At 62.8% G+C, this 15,746-nt stretch carries 14 protein-coding genes; 8 read left to right on the top strand and 6 right to left on the bottom strand.

What is annotated here, in order from left to right:
* Window positions 1-135 precede the first annotated feature (135 nt).
* Window positions 136-2,034, bottom strand: a complete 1,899-nt coding sequence (gene dnaK, locus AB8B20_RS20805) for a molecular chaperone DnaK (protein ID WP_439074124.1) — start codon at window positions 2,032-2,034, stop codon at window positions 136-138.
* Between the two features lie 380 nt (window positions 2,035-2,414).
* Here dnaK and AB8B20_RS20800 point away from each other — a divergent pair, with 380 nt between their 5' ends.
* A complete protein-coding gene (locus AB8B20_RS20800) occupies window positions 2,415-3,359 on the top strand; it encodes a hypothetical protein (RefSeq protein ID WP_439074125.1) in 945 nt (314 codons plus the stop codon).
* Between the two features lie 25 nt (window positions 3,360-3,384).
* On the opposite strand, the gene AB8B20_RS20795 is transcribed toward AB8B20_RS20800, so the two are convergent.
* Entirely contained in the window at window positions 3,385-4,914 is a 1,530-nt protein-coding gene (locus AB8B20_RS20795; RefSeq protein ID WP_439074126.1) for a hypothetical protein, read from the bottom strand.
* On the bottom strand, window positions 4,914-6,428 hold the full coding sequence (locus tag AB8B20_RS20790; RefSeq protein ID WP_439074127.1) for a hypothetical protein: 1,515 nt from the start codon (window positions 6,426-6,428) through the stop codon (window positions 4,914-4,916). Before AB8B20_RS20790 ends, AB8B20_RS20795 begins: the two co-directional genes overlap by 1 nt.
* A 162-nt stretch (window positions 6,429-6,590) precedes the next feature.
* Here AB8B20_RS20790 and pncA point away from each other — a divergent pair, with 162 nt between their 5' ends.
* Complete coding sequence (gene pncA / locus AB8B20_RS20785; protein ID WP_439074128.1) at window positions 6,591-7,307, top strand: bifunctional nicotinamidase/pyrazinamidase; 717 nt, start codon at window positions 6,591-6,593, stop codon at window positions 7,305-7,307.
* Between the two features lie 149 nt (window positions 7,308-7,456).
* On the opposite strand, the gene grpE is transcribed toward pncA, so the two are convergent.
* Together grpE and hrcA are read right to left on the bottom strand one after the other, a co-directional pair.
* Complete coding sequence (gene grpE / locus AB8B20_RS20780; protein WP_439074129.1) at window positions 7,457-8,053, bottom strand: nucleotide exchange factor GrpE; 597 nt, start codon at window positions 8,051-8,053, stop codon at window positions 7,457-7,459.
* A gap of 105 nt (window positions 8,054-8,158) precedes the next feature.
* Window positions 8,159-9,247, bottom strand: a complete 1,089-nt coding sequence (gene hrcA / locus AB8B20_RS20775; RefSeq protein ID WP_068730256.1) for a heat-inducible transcriptional repressor HrcA — start codon at window positions 9,245-9,247, stop codon at window positions 8,159-8,161.
* Window positions 9,248-9,399: 152 nt separating this feature from the next.
* On the opposite strand from hrcA, the gene rph reads away from it, so the two are divergent.
* The 3 genes from rph to hemW are packed head-to-tail and all read left to right on the top strand — an operon-like array spanning window position 9,400 to window position 11,943.
* Window positions 9,400-10,122, top strand: coding sequence for a ribonuclease PH (rph, locus tag AB8B20_RS20770; RefSeq protein WP_093757824.1), 723 nt, complete (start codon window positions 9,400-9,402; stop codon window positions 10,120-10,122).
* A gap of 35 nt (window positions 10,123-10,157) precedes the next feature.
* A complete protein-coding gene (gene rdgB, locus AB8B20_RS20765) occupies window positions 10,158-10,793 on the top strand; it encodes an RdgB/HAM1 family non-canonical purine NTP pyrophosphatase (protein ID WP_439074130.1) in 636 nt (211 codons plus the stop codon).
* Window positions 10,780-11,943: a radical SAM family heme chaperone HemW gene (gene hemW, locus AB8B20_RS20760; protein WP_439074131.1), complete on the top strand. Its 1,164-nt coding sequence runs from the start codon at window positions 10,780-10,782 to the stop codon at window positions 11,941-11,943. The genes rdgB and hemW overlap by 14 nt, the downstream gene beginning before the upstream one ends.
* A 3-nt stretch (window positions 11,944-11,946) precedes the next feature.
* Here hemW and AB8B20_RS20755 read toward each other — a convergent pair whose 3' ends face one another.
* Window positions 11,947-13,173 (bottom strand): penicillin-binding protein activator, encoded by a 1,227-nt coding sequence (locus AB8B20_RS20755; RefSeq protein ID WP_439074132.1) that lies wholly within the window; start codon window positions 13,171-13,173, stop codon window positions 11,947-11,949.
* Window positions 13,174-13,398: 225 nt separating this feature from the next.
* Between AB8B20_RS20755 and rsmI the strand changes: the two genes are divergently transcribed.
* The 3 genes from rsmI to gshB are packed head-to-tail and all read left to right on the top strand — an operon-like array spanning window position 13,399 to window position 15,735.
* Window positions 13,399-14,355, top strand: a complete 957-nt coding sequence (rsmI, locus tag AB8B20_RS20750) for a 16S rRNA (cytidine(1402)-2'-O)-methyltransferase (RefSeq protein WP_439074133.1) — start codon at window positions 13,399-13,401, stop codon at window positions 14,353-14,355.
* A complete protein-coding gene (locus AB8B20_RS20745) occupies window positions 14,342-14,755 on the top strand; it encodes a YraN family protein (protein WP_439074134.1) in 414 nt (137 codons plus the stop codon). Before rsmI ends, AB8B20_RS20745 begins: the two co-directional genes overlap by 14 nt.
* Window positions 14,756-14,793: 38 nt before the next feature.
* On the top strand, window positions 14,794-15,735 hold the full coding sequence (gene gshB, locus AB8B20_RS20740; RefSeq protein ID WP_439074135.1) for a glutathione synthase: 942 nt from the start codon (window positions 14,794-14,796) through the stop codon (window positions 15,733-15,735).
* Window positions 15,736-15,746: the final 11 nt, after the last annotated feature.

Below are 15,746 nucleotides of genomic sequence, written 5' to 3'. Positions count from 1 at the left end.
AGAACGCATCGATGAAGATGCTACTCCCGCACTAACAAAACTTGCCTAACAAGGCCCGCCTGACAAAAAACAACCCTCATCCTTCGAGACGCGCACCGCGCTACTCAGGATGAGGGTCATTGTTCCGCTCGCCTATCAGGCCGACTTCTTCGGCTTGTCGTCATCGACTTCCGTGAATTCGGCGTCGACCACGTCATCCTTCTCGGCATCGCGCTTGGCGTCAGCTTCGGCCTGCTGGGTGTACATCGCTTCGCCGAGCTTCATCGAAGCCTGCGCCAGCGTGTTGGTCTTGGCCTTGATCGCCTCGGCATCATCACCCTTCAGAGCTTCCTTCAGGTCGCTCATGGCCTCCTCGATGGCGCGGCGCTCGGTCTCACCGACCTTGTCACCATGCTCGCTGAGAGCCTTCTCAGTCGAATGCACGAGGGCATCGCCGTGGTTCTTGGCATCGACAGCTTCACGACGCTTCTTGTCCTCGGCAGCGTTGGCCTCGGCGTCCTTGACCATCTTCTGGATGTCGGACTCGGACAGACCGCCGGATGCCTGGATCCGGATCTGCTGTTCCTTGTTGGTCGCCTTGTCCTTCGCGGACACATTGACGATGCCGTTGGCGTCGATGTCGAAGGTCACCTCGACCTGCGGCATGCCGCGCGGAGCCGGCGGAATGCCCATCAGGTCGAACTGGCCGAGCGGCTTGTTGTCGGCCGCCATTTCGCGCTCACCCTGGAAGACCCGGATGGTGACGGCGTTCTGGTTGTCCTCGGCCGTCGAGAACACCTGGCTCTTCTTGGTCGGGATCGTGGTGTTGCGCTCGATGATGCGGGTGAACACGCCACCCAGCGTCTCGATGCCCAGCGATAGCGGGGTCACGTCGAGCAGCAGTACGTCTTTGACGTCGCCCTGCAGCACGCCGGCCTGAATGGCGGCGCCGATGGCCACGACTTCATCCGGGTTGACGCCCTTGTGGGGCTCCTTGCCGAAGAACTGCTTCACGACTTCCTGGATCTTCGGCATGCGGATCATGCCGCCGACCAGAACCACCTCGCCGATTTCACCGGCGGTGAGGCCGGCATCCTTGAGCGCCTTGCGGCAAGGCTCGATGGTCTTCTGCACGAGATCGTCGACCAGCGCCTCGAACTTGGCGCGGGTCAGCTTCAGCGTCAGATGCTTCGGACCTGAGGCATCCGCCGTGATGAACGGCAGGTTGATTTCGGTCTGGGTCGTCGACGACAGCTCGATCTTCGCCTTTTCAGCAGCTTCCTTCAGACGCTGCAGGGCCAGCTTGTCGTTGCGCAGGTCGATGCCCTGCTCTTTCTTGAACTCGTCGGCGAGGTAACCGACCAGACGCATGTCGAAGTCTTCACCGCCGAGGAACGTATCGCCGTTGGTGGACTTCACTTCGAACACGCCGTCGCCGATCTCGAGGATCGAGACGTCGAAGGTGCCGCCGCCGAGGTCGTACACCGCGATGGTGCCGGACTTCGACTTGTCGAGGCCGTAAGCGAGCGCAGCTGCCGTCGGCTCGTTGATGATGCGCAGCACTTCGAGGCCGGCGATCTTGCCGGCATCCTTGGTGGCCTGACGCTGGGCGTCGTTGAAGTAAGCGGGCACGGTGATGACGGCCTGCTCGACCTTCTGGCCGAGATGAGCCTCCGCGGTCTCCTTCATCTTCTGCAGCGTGAAGGCGGAGATCTGCGAGGGCGAATAGGTTTTACCGTCGACTTCGACCCAGGCGTCGCCATTGCCACCCTTGGCAATCTTGTAGGGGACGAGCTTCTTGTCCTTCTCGACGGTCGGATCGTCATAGCGGCGGCCGATCAGACGCTTCACCGCGAAAATGGTGCGCTCGGGATTGGTAACTGCCTGGCGCTTGGCCGGCTGGCCGACGAGGCGCTCGCCATCATCGGTAAAAGCCACGATGGACGGCGTGGTCCGCATGCCTTCTGCGTTCTCGATGACCTTCGGCGTTTTGCCATCCATGACGGCGACGCAGGAATTCGTCGTACCGAGGTCGATACCGATGACCTTTCCCATGCTCTCATATCCTTTTTCTGCGGCAGGTTGGCTGGGCCCTGACGGCACCCCGCTCCCAACCCCCAAACATCAACTATTCGCGATATTGCGACGGTAGGCCTCATATAGGAGGGGGGGTGGTGGCCGCAAGGCATCCGGCACGCTCCAGACCCATGAAAACACGACCAGTGCGCGAAATTAATATTTGGTGAAACAGACCCTTGGCGGTTGTTTCGCCAATACGCGACGGATGGGCGCGGACGGCGCCGGGAACGGATTTATGGCTTGATCTGTTGGCGGAACAGGGCAACCGTGAACGCCCTTTCCGGCCGGTCGCGTGACGGCCAAGGCCGGAGCCCCGCACCATCGAACAGCCTCAATACAAACCCAGTAGATTTTTCATGAAACATGCTGCGCCCCTGTTCGCCTTGACCATGCTGACGGCCATTTCGGTCGCCCACCGCCCCGCTTTGGCGGCCGATCCGATTTTCCCGCCGGGGGTCCGCGTGGGCCTGGCCCCGCTGGTCGGCCTCGCCCCGGCAAAGACCTTTGTCGGCTTCGAGACCTCCGATCAGGGCGTCAAGGTGCTCGTGACCGAGCTGCCAGCCGCCGCCTTCAACGAGGTCGAGACTGCGTTCAAGGCCAATCCGGCGGGCATGGTCGCGAAGCCGGAAAGCATAGAGACCACAGCCGGAAAGGCCTTCTACACGATCGAGAATGCCAAGGACGCGACCGGCAATGTCAGGCGCTATTCGATGATCGTCGGCGGCGGGACCTTCTCCGGCTATGTCGCCGTGCAAGTCCCTGAAAACGCCCAGAAAATCTACACCGACGACGCGGTGCGCCAGATGCTCTCATCCGCCGTGGTCCGCAAGGAAGTCCCGCTGGCCGAGCAGCTCGGCCTGATGCCGTTCAAGGTCGCCGAAATGAGCGACTTTAAGACCGTCCGCACGCTGGCGCCGGGCGCCGCGCTATTGCTGGCCGACTCGAGCGACGAGAACAGCATCGAAACAAGTCCTTTTATGGTGATCGGCAGCCTGGCCTCCGCGCCGGAAAAGGCTGAAGATCGCGGCCGCTTTGCCCAGCAGGCCGCAGGCACGATTCCCGGCCTGCGCGAAGGCCGCATCACCATGTCGGAGCCGCAGCGGATCGACGGCATGGCAGGCTGGGAGACCCGTATCGACGCCGTCAGCGGCAAGAACAACACGCCGGTCAGCGTTGTGCAGTGGCTGCGCTTCGGCGGAGGCAAGGTCACCATGCGCATTATCGCAAGCGCCCCACGTGACGATTGGGCCAAGGCGTTTCCGCGCTTCCGCGCCGTGCGCGACGGTATCGAGCCGCGCTAACGCAGCGCGTAACACAACATCGGCTTCAGGGCTCACGGCTTCGCGTAAGAAACGTCACCTTGTTGATGGCGGCCACGACGTGAAAATCCTTTAACAGATCAGCGACGTCGGGATGCGCTTTTAGCCATTCCGAGCCGCTGCCGGTGAGATCATCCACCAGCACCAGGGTCGGTGGTCTTTTCTTGATATCCTCGATCAGCATCGTGCGCTCACGCGCGGCATAGGCCTCGAGCAGTCGATCTTGTGCAGGACTGACTCCGCCCCTGCTGCGCAGGACCGCGTGATAGGCGGCGACCCACAGGCCTTGCTGTCGCGAAACCCATGTGCCGCCGACCGCGCGCACAAGAGGATGCCCAATACCCGGCTCGGCGGAGATAGCAAGAATGACAGGACGCGGTCCCAGTTGCGCGATTTTCTCCTGCAGTGGGCGCGCATCAAAGGCGGTGTCGAACCATAACATGGAGCGCATGAACAGCAGCGCCAGCAGGACGACCGCGCCGACGCCGAACAGACGATCCGTCCCGGTGACCGGCAGATAGGTCATACGCGCATAGCCAAAAGCAAGCAGTGCGAGCGCAATCATTGGGTATGAATGGTAAGGCCAGCCTTTGCCCTGCAAAACAAAACCAGCGGCAAAGCCGGCCGAGGTCACCAGTAGCAAAACGAACGGACCATCGACGCCGACGCGCCGTTTGAGCACCACAGCCGCGAGCAGCGCGGTGGCCCACAGTGCCACTGCCGGCTTTTCCAGCAGCATCATGACCGGCTGCTGCACCTGAAGATAGACATCGCGGACCATCGGCCCGATTACCGTTAGGAATTCCGGAAACAGCACAATGACGACGGCGGCGTAGAGCGCCAGCGCGACGGCGAGCGCCAGATATTCCGGCCGCAGCAGGACGCGCCACGATAACCGCGTGGAGACAGCCTCCGCGACCAGCGCGCCGAGCAGGGCGATCGCGAAATAGGGCTTGAACGACAGCGCAATCGCCGCGCCGATGCCGGCTGCGATGGCCGTGGGCCATAATGGTGCGCTGTGCTTCATGCGGCCCGCCAATACAGCCAGCATCGGCAGCATGGCGATCAGCGCAATATGTTCGCGCTGACCGAACGTCTGCGTCGGCAGCACGGCCAGCAGTGCAACTGCCAGCAGCGCCAGCGGCCAGCCTTGCGCGACACCGAGAACCGACGCGCGCGACAGAATGCGGGCGCAGAGCAGCAGCGACACGGCGACGCCGATGAAGACCAACGCATCGGTCACGTGCTCCGCAGCCAGCCCGAGTGCGCGGGCGATGGCGATCCCCGGCAGATAGGCCAGGACGGCCATCGGCGGATTGGTCTCGATGATATCGATATAGAGGCGCTGACCGTCGAGTACGCGCTCGCCGACAGTCAGAAGCCAGCTTACATCCGTATTGGCCGCGAGAATGTGACGCAGTACAATCGCCACGATCAGCAGTGCGACGACGGCGAGCCACGGAAGGATACGGCTTCGCTGCAGCGTCCGCCCGGGCAGAACAGTATTTGCGGTTTCGCCCGGCGTGGTGGCGCGCATCACGGCATCCTCTTCAGGATGTCGATGCCGTCGATGGTCTGCACCAGGGCATAGGACTTCAGGAGCTGCGCCAGCTCCGGATCAGCTTGCGCCCAAGCGCTCCAGTCGGCTTCGCGATCGTCAATCAGCACCACATCCGGCGGCAGCTTGCGAATATCATCGACCAACCCATTTCGCTCAGCCGCCAGATACTCATCGAAACGTGCTGATGTTGCAGCGTCGATCGTCCGCTCCAGACGAGCGCGGCGGACGATCTCCCGGATCGACAGCGCCTCCTGACGTGACACCCAGACACCGCCAACATTGCGCACGAGCGGATGTGCAATCGTCGCCGCCCCACCCAACATGATGATCTTCGGACGCTGCAGTCCAAGCTTTACCACAGCATCTTGAAGTGCACGCACATCGACGCTGGCCTTGAACCAGAAGCAGGCACTCACGAGGAGCGCCACAGCGGCGACCGACGAACCGACCTGCAAGCGTGGCCCATGCTGTCGTGCGCGATCGATCGTTGCGACGGCATAACCAAACGCCATCAGCGCCAGCGCCACCATCGGATAGGCGTGATAGTTATAACCCCTGCTTTGAACGAAATAGGACATCGCAAAGCCAAGCGAGCTAGCCAGGAGCACGACAAGAGCCGGGTCTGCTGAACGCCGACTCTGTAACAGCAGTGTGGCGAATACGGCGACCAGCCATAACGTCGTCGCACCGCCCAGCGCGAGCGCCAGCCACGACAACGTCAGCAGCCGATACACGTCGCTGGCAACAGGATAGATCACGGTGAAATAGGCGGGGAAGGCCACGTAGACCCACAGTGCATAGGCCACCACCAGTGCGCTGGCGATCCAGTTCTCCGGCGCGAAAACAATCCTCCACTGCCGTGCATTGGTCGCCGCCGCGATAACGGCTGTACCGACGCCGAACGCGAAATACGGTTTGAAGCACATAGTGATAGCAGCACTGATGCCGGCGATGACGACCACGCCAGGCGGGATTATCTCGCCATCGGCGCGGCGGATCAGGACCGCCAGCGCGGGCAACAAAAACAGCAAGGCGAGATGTTCGCGCTGGCCGAAGTCGTACATTGGCAGGATGCCGAGCAACGCGATCGCACAAACCGCCAGCGGAGCAGCGGCGGCGCGCCCGGGGATGCGCGAGTTGCGCAGCAGCCGCCATGTCACCACCATCGACCCTGCGATGAGGCCGAATACCAGCACGAGCGTCATGAGCTCGGCGCGCAATCCCAGAAGCCGTCCCAGTACCACGGCGATAATATTGACCGCCCCGGCCATCGGGGGGTTGATCTCAAGAATATCGAGATAAAGACGCTGACCATCGAGCACGCGTTCGCAGACGATCAACAACCAGCTGACATCGACATTAAACGGCAGCACCGCGCGCAGCCCGACGGCCACCGCGCAGACGAGAGCGCCGGCGATCAGCCAGATGGCCGCAAGCCGCGTCCGAGGCGTGGTCGCGCCGCCGAGTTGCAAACCGGCATCGATCATCATGCACTTACTCTTTCGAGCCAATACCATCGCTACGCTAGGAGAGCCGCGTTAAAAAGCCATTGCGCTGGTCTGCGAGACACCGCCGCACCATCCATATCGAGCCGCCTTTACGGAAGCGCCTGGACCTGATTTGCTGCAGAAATTCTGACAGGAGATGTTGCGATGTTCGATAGACGTCAGCTTCTTGTGGGACTTGGTGCGCTAACAGCGGCCGGCATGGCGCCCAAGGCGCTCGAAGCGGCAGGCAAGGTCAGCCTCGATCGCACATCCGTCCTGCTGGTGATCGACGTGCAGAATTGCTTCCTGCCCGGTGGCAGCCTTGCGGTGAAGGACGGCGACAAGGTCGTCCCGGTCATCAACGCCATCGCGAAGAAATTCGCCGATGTGGTGATGACGCAGGACTGGCACACGCCGGGCCATATCTCCTTCGCATCCAGCCACAGCGGCAAGAAGCCGTTTGAGACCCTTGAGGTGAAATACGGCAAGCAGGTGCTGTGGCCGGATCACTGCGTGCAGGGCACTGAAGGGGCTGCGCTCTCGAAGGATCTCGCCATCCCGCATACCGAGCTGATCCTGCGCAAGGGCTTCAACAACGACGTCGACAGCTATTCGGCATTTACCGAGGCTGACGGAAAGACCACCACCGGTCTTGCCTCCTATCTGAAAGCCCGCAAATTGCAGCGCGTATTTATCGCCGGCCTCGCCACCGACTTCTGTGTCGCGTGGTCCGCGCTCGATGCGCGAAAAGCAGGTTTCGATGTCTATGTAGTCGAAGACGCCTGCCGCGGCATCGACACGCAGGGCTCGCTGGCCAAAGCCTGGGCCGACATGAACAAGGCCGGCGTGAAACGGATTCAGTCAGGCGATCTGGCGACTTGACCCATACTCTCATTGTCATCGCCCGACCTGGCACGCAATTGCGCGCTGGGATCGGGCGGCCCAGTAATCACCGGCGCTTGTGATCACTCACTAAGACCGGCGTGTACTGGATCACCCGCTTTCGCTGGTGATGACAGCCAGAGGCTCTGTTACTCCGAAACAGGTGCAGCCTTGGCGCCGCCCTTCGAGACACCGACCAGCGCCGGGCGCAGCACGCGCTCGCCAATGGTGTAGCCGGCCTGCACAACCTGAACAACGGTGCCCGCAGGCACGGAAGCATCGGGCACTTCGTACATCGCCTGCTGGAAATTCGGATCGAACTTCTCGCCCGACGGGTCGAACTTCTTCACGCCGTTCTTTTCCAGCGTGTTGAGCAGCGAACGCTCGGTGAGCTCGACGCCTTCGAGGAGCGCCTTCAGGCCCGGATCGGCCGCGGCCTTGGTGTCGGCAGGCACGGCATCCAGCGCACGCTGCAGGCTGTCGGCGATATCGAGCACTTCGCGCGCGAAATTGGCGATCGCATAGGTGCGGCCGTCCGCGACTTCCTTCTGGGTCCGCTTCCGCAGGTTTTCCATCTCCGCCAGCGTGCGCAGCATCCTGTCGCGCGATTCCGCTGCTTCCTTGGTCAGGGCCTCGACCGAATTCGGTTCCGGATCGTCCGGCATGATGTAGGGCTTGGAGACCACCGGATCGGCGGCCTGCGCCGTCTTGTCCTGATTGTCGTTCTGCCCATTGGAATCAGTCATCACGCTGCCTTCTCAAAAACACGCCAAAATGGTGGGATTGCTGAGCGGGATATCGGGGTTTGAGCGCCGAAAATCAAGCGCAACCGGCCGGATTCGGCCGATCTGTCAGCCCCCGAGCATGCGGCTGACGATACGCGCCGCGTAATCTACCATCGGGATCACCCGCGCATAGTTCAGCCGGGTCGGCCCGATGACACCGAGAACGCCGACAATATGGCCGGCGCCATCGCTGTAGGGCGCAATGATCGTGGACGAGCCGGACAGCGAGAAGAGTTTATTTTCCGAGCCGATGAAGATGCGGACACCTTCGGCCGTCTCCGCCCGACCGAGAAGGTCGATCACCTCGCGCTTGGCTTCGAGATCGTCGAACAGGAGGCGAACGCGTTCAAGATCCTCCAGCGCATGAAGATCCTCAAGCAGATTGGCCTGGCCGCGCACGATCAGCTGCCGATCGTCCTTCTCGCCACCCGACCAGCTGGCAATGCCGGCGGCAATGACCTTCTGGGTCAGCTGATCGAGCTCGATCTGGTTCTGGGTCAGTGCCGTTTCCAGTTCCAACCGGGCCTCAGCCAGCGTACGGCCGCGAATCCGGGCATTGAGGAAGTTAGACGCCTCGTTCAGCGCCGACGACGGCACGCCCGGCGGCAGGGTCAGCACGCGGTTTTCGACCTGGCCATCCTCGGCGACCAGCACGACCAGCGCCTTTTCGGGCTCCAGACGGACGAATTCGATGTGTTTCAGCCGCACATTGGACTTGGCGGTCAAAACCACCGCCGCCGCGCGGGTCAGCCCGGACAGCTGCGTCAGCGCCTCGCCGAGCGCCGCTTCCACCGTCTGCGAGCGTCCCACCGAAGACAGTTGCTGCTGGATCGACTGCCGCTCCGGCTCGGTGAGGTCACCGACCTGCATCAAGGCATCGACGAAGAACCGCAGCCCGAGTTCGGTTGGCAGCCGGCCGGCAGACGTGTGTGGCGCATAGATCAGGCCGAGCTGCTCAAGGTCCGACATCACGTTACGGACCGACGCTGGCGACAGCGGAACCGTAATCAGGCGTGAAATATTGCGCGAACCGACAGGTTCGCCGGTGGCGAGATAGCTCTCGACGATCTGCCGGAAGATCTCACGCGATCGCTCATTGAGCTGGGCGAGCCCGGCATGCGGCGAAATCAGGCCGATCGGATCGTGGTGGGCCACAGGGTACTCCTTGAGGACCTAATCTGTCGCCCCGAGCCCCCGGATACAAGCACCATTGCGGTTGTGGAACCTGCCCCGCCCTTGCCGCTGCGGTCTGTGGCCCCTAAAAGCACCGCGAACAGGCTTCTCTGGACATTTGGAAGGATTTTCTCATGCGGCCAAGCCGTCGTGCGCCCGATGAACTGCGCGCCGTGTCGCTGGAACGCGGCGTGGTCAAATATGCCGAAGGTTCCTGCATGGTGAAGTTCGGCGACACTCATGTGCTGGTGACCGCCACGCTGGAAGAGCGCCTGCCGCCATGGCTCAAGGGCCAAGGCCGCGGCTGGGTCACCGCCGAATACGGCATGCTGCCACGCGCCACGCTGGAACGTACCCGCCGCGAAGCCGCATCCGGCAAGCAGGGCGGCCGCACCGTCGAGATCCAGCGCCTGATCGGCCGCTCGCTGCGCGCTGCCGTCGACCTCGAAGCGCTCGGCGAACGCCAGATCACCATCGACTGCGACGTGATCCAGGCCGATGGCGGCACCCGCACGGCGTCGATCACCGGCGCATGGGTTGCGCTGGCCGACTGCATCTCGTGGATGAAGAACCGCAACATGTTCAAGAACGGCGGCGGCAACGTGCTGCGCGACAATATCGCGGCGATTTCCTGCGGCATCTATCAGGGCACCCCGGTGCTCGATCTCGATTATGCCGAAGATTCCGAAGCCGATACCGACGCCAATTTCGTGATGACCGGCGACGGGCGCATCATCGAGGTGCAGGGCACCGCCGAGAAGACGCCGTTCACGCAGGACGAGTTCCTGAAGCTGATGGCCCTGGCGCAAAAGGGCGTCGGACGACTCGTCGAGCTGCAGAAAATGGCCATCGCGTGATTCCGCAAGTCATCAAGCAGGCGTAGACTCCCACCATGCATCGTCGAATCACCGGGAAGCTCGTCATCGCCACCCACAATCCCGGCAAGCTTGCCGAGATGCGCGATCTCCTGGCCCCCTACGGCATCGAAGCAGTGTCGGCCGGCGAGCTCGGTCTCGCCGAACCCGACGAGACCGGCGACACCTTCAAGGCCAATGCCGCCATCAAGGCGATTGCCGCGGCCAATGTCGCGCAATTGCCGGCCTTCGCGGATGATTCAGGCCTCGTCGTCGATGCCCTCGACGGCGCACCCGGCATCTTCTCAGCACGCTGGGCCGGCGAGTCCAAGGACTTCACCGGCGCGATGACGCGGATCGAACGCCTGTTGCAGGAGCGCGGCGCGACCACACCCGACAAGCGAACCGCGCATTTCGTCTCGGCGCTGTGCGTGGCCTGGCCCGACGGTCATCTCGAGGAAGTCGAAGCGCACGCCCATGGCACGCTGGTCTGGCCGCCGCGCGGCACTGCCGGCTTCGGCTACGATCCGACATTCCTGCCCGATGGTCACACCCGCACCTATGGCGAAATGACCGCGGTCGAGAAGCACGGGTTGCCGCCACTCGGCGAGGGCTTGTCGCATCGCGCCAGGGCGTTCGTGAAACTCGCGGAGATCTGCCTTGAATCCCGCTGACGCACAGCAAGACGCTTTCGGCGTCTATGTGCACTGGCCGTTCTGCCTGTCGAAGTGCCCGTATTGCGACTTCAACAGCCACGTCCGTCATCACGCCATCGACGAAGTACGTTTCGCGCGGGCCTTCGCACGGGAGATCGAAACCACGGCTGCCCGCACGCCAGGCCGCACCGTGACGTCGATCTTTCTCGGCGGCGGCACGCCGTCGCTGATGCAGCCGCAGACCGTCGGCGCAATTCTGGATTCGATCGGCAAGTACTGGAATGTCGCCTCCAACGTCGAAGTCTCCCTCGAAGCCAATCCGACCTCCGTCGAAGCGACGCGCTTTCGCGGCTATCGCGAGGCGGGCGTCAACCGCGTGTCACTTGGCGTACAGGCACTCGACGATGCGTCGCTGAAGTCGCTCGGACGTTTGCATACGGCGCGCGAGGCACTCGATGCCGTGGCCATCGCGCGCAGCGCGTTCGATCGATATTCGTTCGATCTGATCTATGCACGTCCAGATCAGACCCCGCAGATGTGGACCGACGAACTCAAGCTCGCCATCTCGGAAGCCGCCGAACATCTCTCGCTGTATCAGCTGACCATCGAGGAAGGCACGCCGTTTTTTGGGCTGCACGCTGCCGGGAAACTCAAGACGCCGGACGAAGGCCTCGCGCGCACGCTTTATGACGTGACGCAGGAGGTTTGCGCACAGCAGGGCCTGCCATTTTACGAGATTTCCAACCACGCTCGCCCCGGTGCGGAGTGCAAGCACAACCTCGTCTACTGGCGCGGTCAGGAATATGCCGGCATCGGGCCTGGCGCCCATGGCCGCCTCGACATCGACGGTGTCAGACATGCCATTGCCACCGAGAAGCGTCCGGAAGCCTGGGTGATGCGTGTGGAAGACAACGGCCACGGCGTCACTTCGGATGAATTGCTCAACAGCGAGGAACGCGCCGACGAATATCTGCTGATGGGCCTGCGCCTCGCCGAAGGCATCGATCCCGCGCGCTATCAGATGCTGTCCGGCCGCGCGCTGGATGAGAAGCGCATCGCCATCCTGCGCGAGGAAGGCGCCATCGTCGTCGAGCAGAACGGCCGCCTGCGCGTGACGCAGGAGGGATTCCCTGTGCTTGATGCTGTCGTGGCAGATCTGGCGGCGTAGGCGCTACGCCCCGAAACTCTTCGGCGAGCCCGCCACGGCCTGACCACCACCCGACGCAACTTTCATCACGGCGAGGCCGCGATCGTTGCCGCCATCGCTGCGGAAACGAAACAGACCATCGATGCCGGCAAAGCCGGATGGATTGGTGAGCGTTTCAGGTGCGAAGCGCTGTCCGCCTTGGGTGCGCGCCAAAGCGGCGACCAGCGCCACCGCATCGTAAGCTAGCGTCGCGGTACGCACGGGATCGCCGCCATATTTCGCGCGATAACGGCCCGCAAAGGCACGAAACCCTGCAGGATCTGGCGCGGCATAGAGCCCGCCCTGCAAAGCCGCGCTGTTGAAGACGCGCGGGTTGTCCCACAGGCCCGTGCCGAGCAATTGCACATTGCGCAGATTGGCACCCGCCGCAGTCAAGGCATCAGCCGTTGCGACAACCGCGTCGCCATCGTCAGCAATGAACAACGCGTCGGCGCCGGTGAGCGATGCCGCGATGTTGCGTGCTGCGCTGGAGCGGTCCGCGCCATAGCGCTCAAAAGCGACGACGCGGCCACCCTTGCGCGCGACGGCTTGCTTGAAAGCGACTTCGACGACATTGCCATAGGCATTCTCGGGCAGCATCGCCGCAAAGGAACGTTTACCCGTGCCCGCGGCATAATCGACGATGCGATTGACGTCGGACTCGGGAAGGAAACTGAGCAAATAGACACCACGGCCGGCGACGCTGGAATCAGTCGAGAACGCGATCACTGGCACGTTGCGCGCGCGCGTGAGCTGCGCGGTGGCTGGGACCGACAGGGCGAAGAGCGGCCCGAGAATGATTTCGGACCCTTCATCGAGCGCCTGTTGGGCGGCCTGCTGCGCGCCCTGCGCGCTCCCATTGTCGTCCTTGATCAGGAGTTGAATGCTGGGGTTCTGGAATTCGGCGAGTGCCATCTCAGCGGCATTCTTCATCGACTGCGCGGCGACGCCGGCATTGCCCGAAGCCGACAGCGGCAGGATCAGTCCGACTTTTGTGCCCCCGGTGCCGATGGCTTGCGACTGCTGCGCCGGTCCGGCGGGGGGTCCCGATGGCGCACTGGGTCCGGTGCCAAAGGCATTGGTCAGCGTCGATTGCACACCCGCGCAAGCTCCGAGCAACGGCGCACCCAGCAGCAGGCCGACAGCCGTCCGCCGCGTTGCGCCCGAAGTCGCTCCCTTGCTCCCGGATTTGGGGTCGAACGGATCCGCCATCACTTCTCTTCTTTCGGCCGTATCAGATCGGCCCGCCTCGTCACTCACTATATAGTGTGAGGCGCGGATTCAGACATATTGTCGGCGATAAGTTAACCAAAACAAAAGCTTTATGTCCGGCATACCCCGTCACCGCGGCTGGATTAGCACGACCGGAATGAACCACGGCCAAACGCCCAAAAAACGGCTATCCCCCTTTGGCGCAATTCGCTCTACATTGTCGCCATGCGCGCAACACCCCTCTCCTCATCGCCTGCGGACGCCGCGGCGCCATCGGCCCGGACCTTCACGGTCTCCGGCCATCTGCTCATGGCACCGAAAGCTGTTCCGGGGCTGCATCTTGTGGCCACGCCGATCGGCAATCTTGGCGACATCACGCTGCGCGCGCTGGAGACCCTGGCGGGGGTCGATATTATCGCCTGCGAAGACACCCGCATCACCCGCCGCCTGACCGAGCGCTACGGGATCACCGGCACACTCAAGCAATATCATGAGCACAATGCCGAACAGGCACGGCCAAAAATTCTTGAAAAGCTGGCGCAGGGCGCGTCGATCGCGCTGGTGTCGGATGCCGGCACGCCACTGATTTCCGACCCCGGCTTCAAGCTGGTGCGGGAAGTGACCGCAGCAGGCTTCAATGTGATTTCGCTGCCGGGGCCGTCCTCGGTGCTGGCGGCGCTGGCCGTGTCGGCGCTGCCGACCGATCGCTTCTTCTTCGAGGGCTTTCTGCCATCGCGGCAGATGGCACGCCGCTCACGCCTCACGGAGCTGGCTGCCATCGACGCCACGCTGGTGATGTTCGACTCCGGCAACCGCGTGCAGGACACGCTGGCCGATCTCGCGGACATCATGGGCAACCGCGATGCGGCGATCTGCCGCGAACTCACGAAGATGCATGAAGAGATCAATCGTGGACCCATTGCCGATCTGGCCAAGGACGCCGATGGGCTGGAGACCCGCGGTGAATTCGTACTCGTCATCGGGCCACCGGCTGCGGATGCGCAGGCCATGACCGAGGACGATCTCGATGCCCTGCTGCGCAGCTCGTTGCAGCGCGACAGCGTCAAGGATGCCGTGGCGCATGCGGTCGAACTGTCCGGCCGGCCGCGCCGCGCCGTCTATGCCCGCGCGCTGGAGCTGGCCAAGGAGATTCACAGGGACTCAGGCGATGGCGAAGACTGACAAAGTCTCCGCCCCGAAGCCCGCAGCCAGACCGGCTGCGCCGGAGCGCGTCGCCGCGTTCAATACCGGCCTCTCCGCCGAAAGCCGTGCCGCTGCTTTGCTGCTGGCCAAGGGCTACCGCATCCTGGCCCGCCGCTTTCGTACCCCCCATGGCGAGATCGACATCGTCGCCAGAAAACGCAGCCTGATTGCCTTTGTCGAGGTAAAGGCCCGCGCCAGCCTGGACGAGGCCGCCTATGCGGTGACGCCACGTCAGCAGGCCCGGATCATGGATGCCGCCCAGGGCTGGCTGATGGCGCATCCCGAACATGCGGAATTCGACCTGCGTTTCGACGTCGTGCTGATTGCGCCAAGACATTTGCCACGCCATCTGTTAGCGGCATTCGACGCCTCAACCTGAGCTTTCGCCTCCCCTACCACAATTCCGGACCTTGCAGCATGACCTTGAACGTCGCCGTCCAGATGGACCCCATCGCGCGCATCAATCACAAGGGCGATTCGACCTTCGCAATGCTGCTGGAAGCCCAGAAGCGTGGCCACAAACTGTCCTATTACACGCCAGACAAGCTCTCGCTGCGCGGCAATGATGTGGTGGCGCCGGTGCAATCGCTGTCGGTGCGCGACGTCGAAGGCGATTATTTCACGCTCGGTGAACCCACCCGCACCAACATGGAATCCTTCGACGTGGTGTTGCTGCGCCAGGACCCGCCATTCGATCTCGCTTACATCACCTCGACGCATCTGCTCGAGCGCATTCATCCGAAGACGCTGGTGATCAATGATCCGGCCTCGGTGCGCAACGCGCCGGAGAAGATTTTCGTGATGGGCTTCTCGGACCTGATGCCGCCGACGCTAATCTCGCGCGACAAGGACGAGATCAATGCATTTCGCGCCGAGCATGGCGCTGTGGTGATGAAGCCGCTGCATGGCCATGGCGGCGCAGCGGTGTTTCGCGTGCTGCCGCAGGACATGAATTTCGGTTCGCTCTACGATCTGTTCTCCGTGACCTTCAAGGAGCAGTGGGTCATCCAGCGCTTCCTCCCCGAAGTGAAGCATGGTGACAAGCGCATCATCCTGATCGACGGCGAATTCGCGGGTGCCGTGAACCGCGTGCCGGCTGAAGACGATTTGCGCTCCAACATGGTGCGTGGCGGCGCCGCCAAGGCCACCGAACTCTCGCCGCGTGAGCGCGAAATCTGCGAACGTGTCGGACCGGCACTGCGTGATCTCGGTCTGCTGTTCGTCGGCATCGACGTGATCGATGGCAATCTCACCGAGATCAACGTGACGTCGCCCACGGGCATTCGCGCCATCGCCAAGCTTGGCGGACCGGATGTCGCGGCGCGGGTCTGGGACGTGATCGAAGCGAAGCGGAAGTAAACTCCGCTCGC

Source organism: Tardiphaga sp. 866_E4_N1_4 (assembly GCF_052076075.1).
GTDB lineage: Bacteria > Pseudomonadota > Alphaproteobacteria > Rhizobiales > Xanthobacteraceae > Tardiphaga > Tardiphaga robiniae.
Note: the sequence above shows the minus strand (reverse complement) of the source record. Positions and strands in the feature narration are given on the sequence as shown.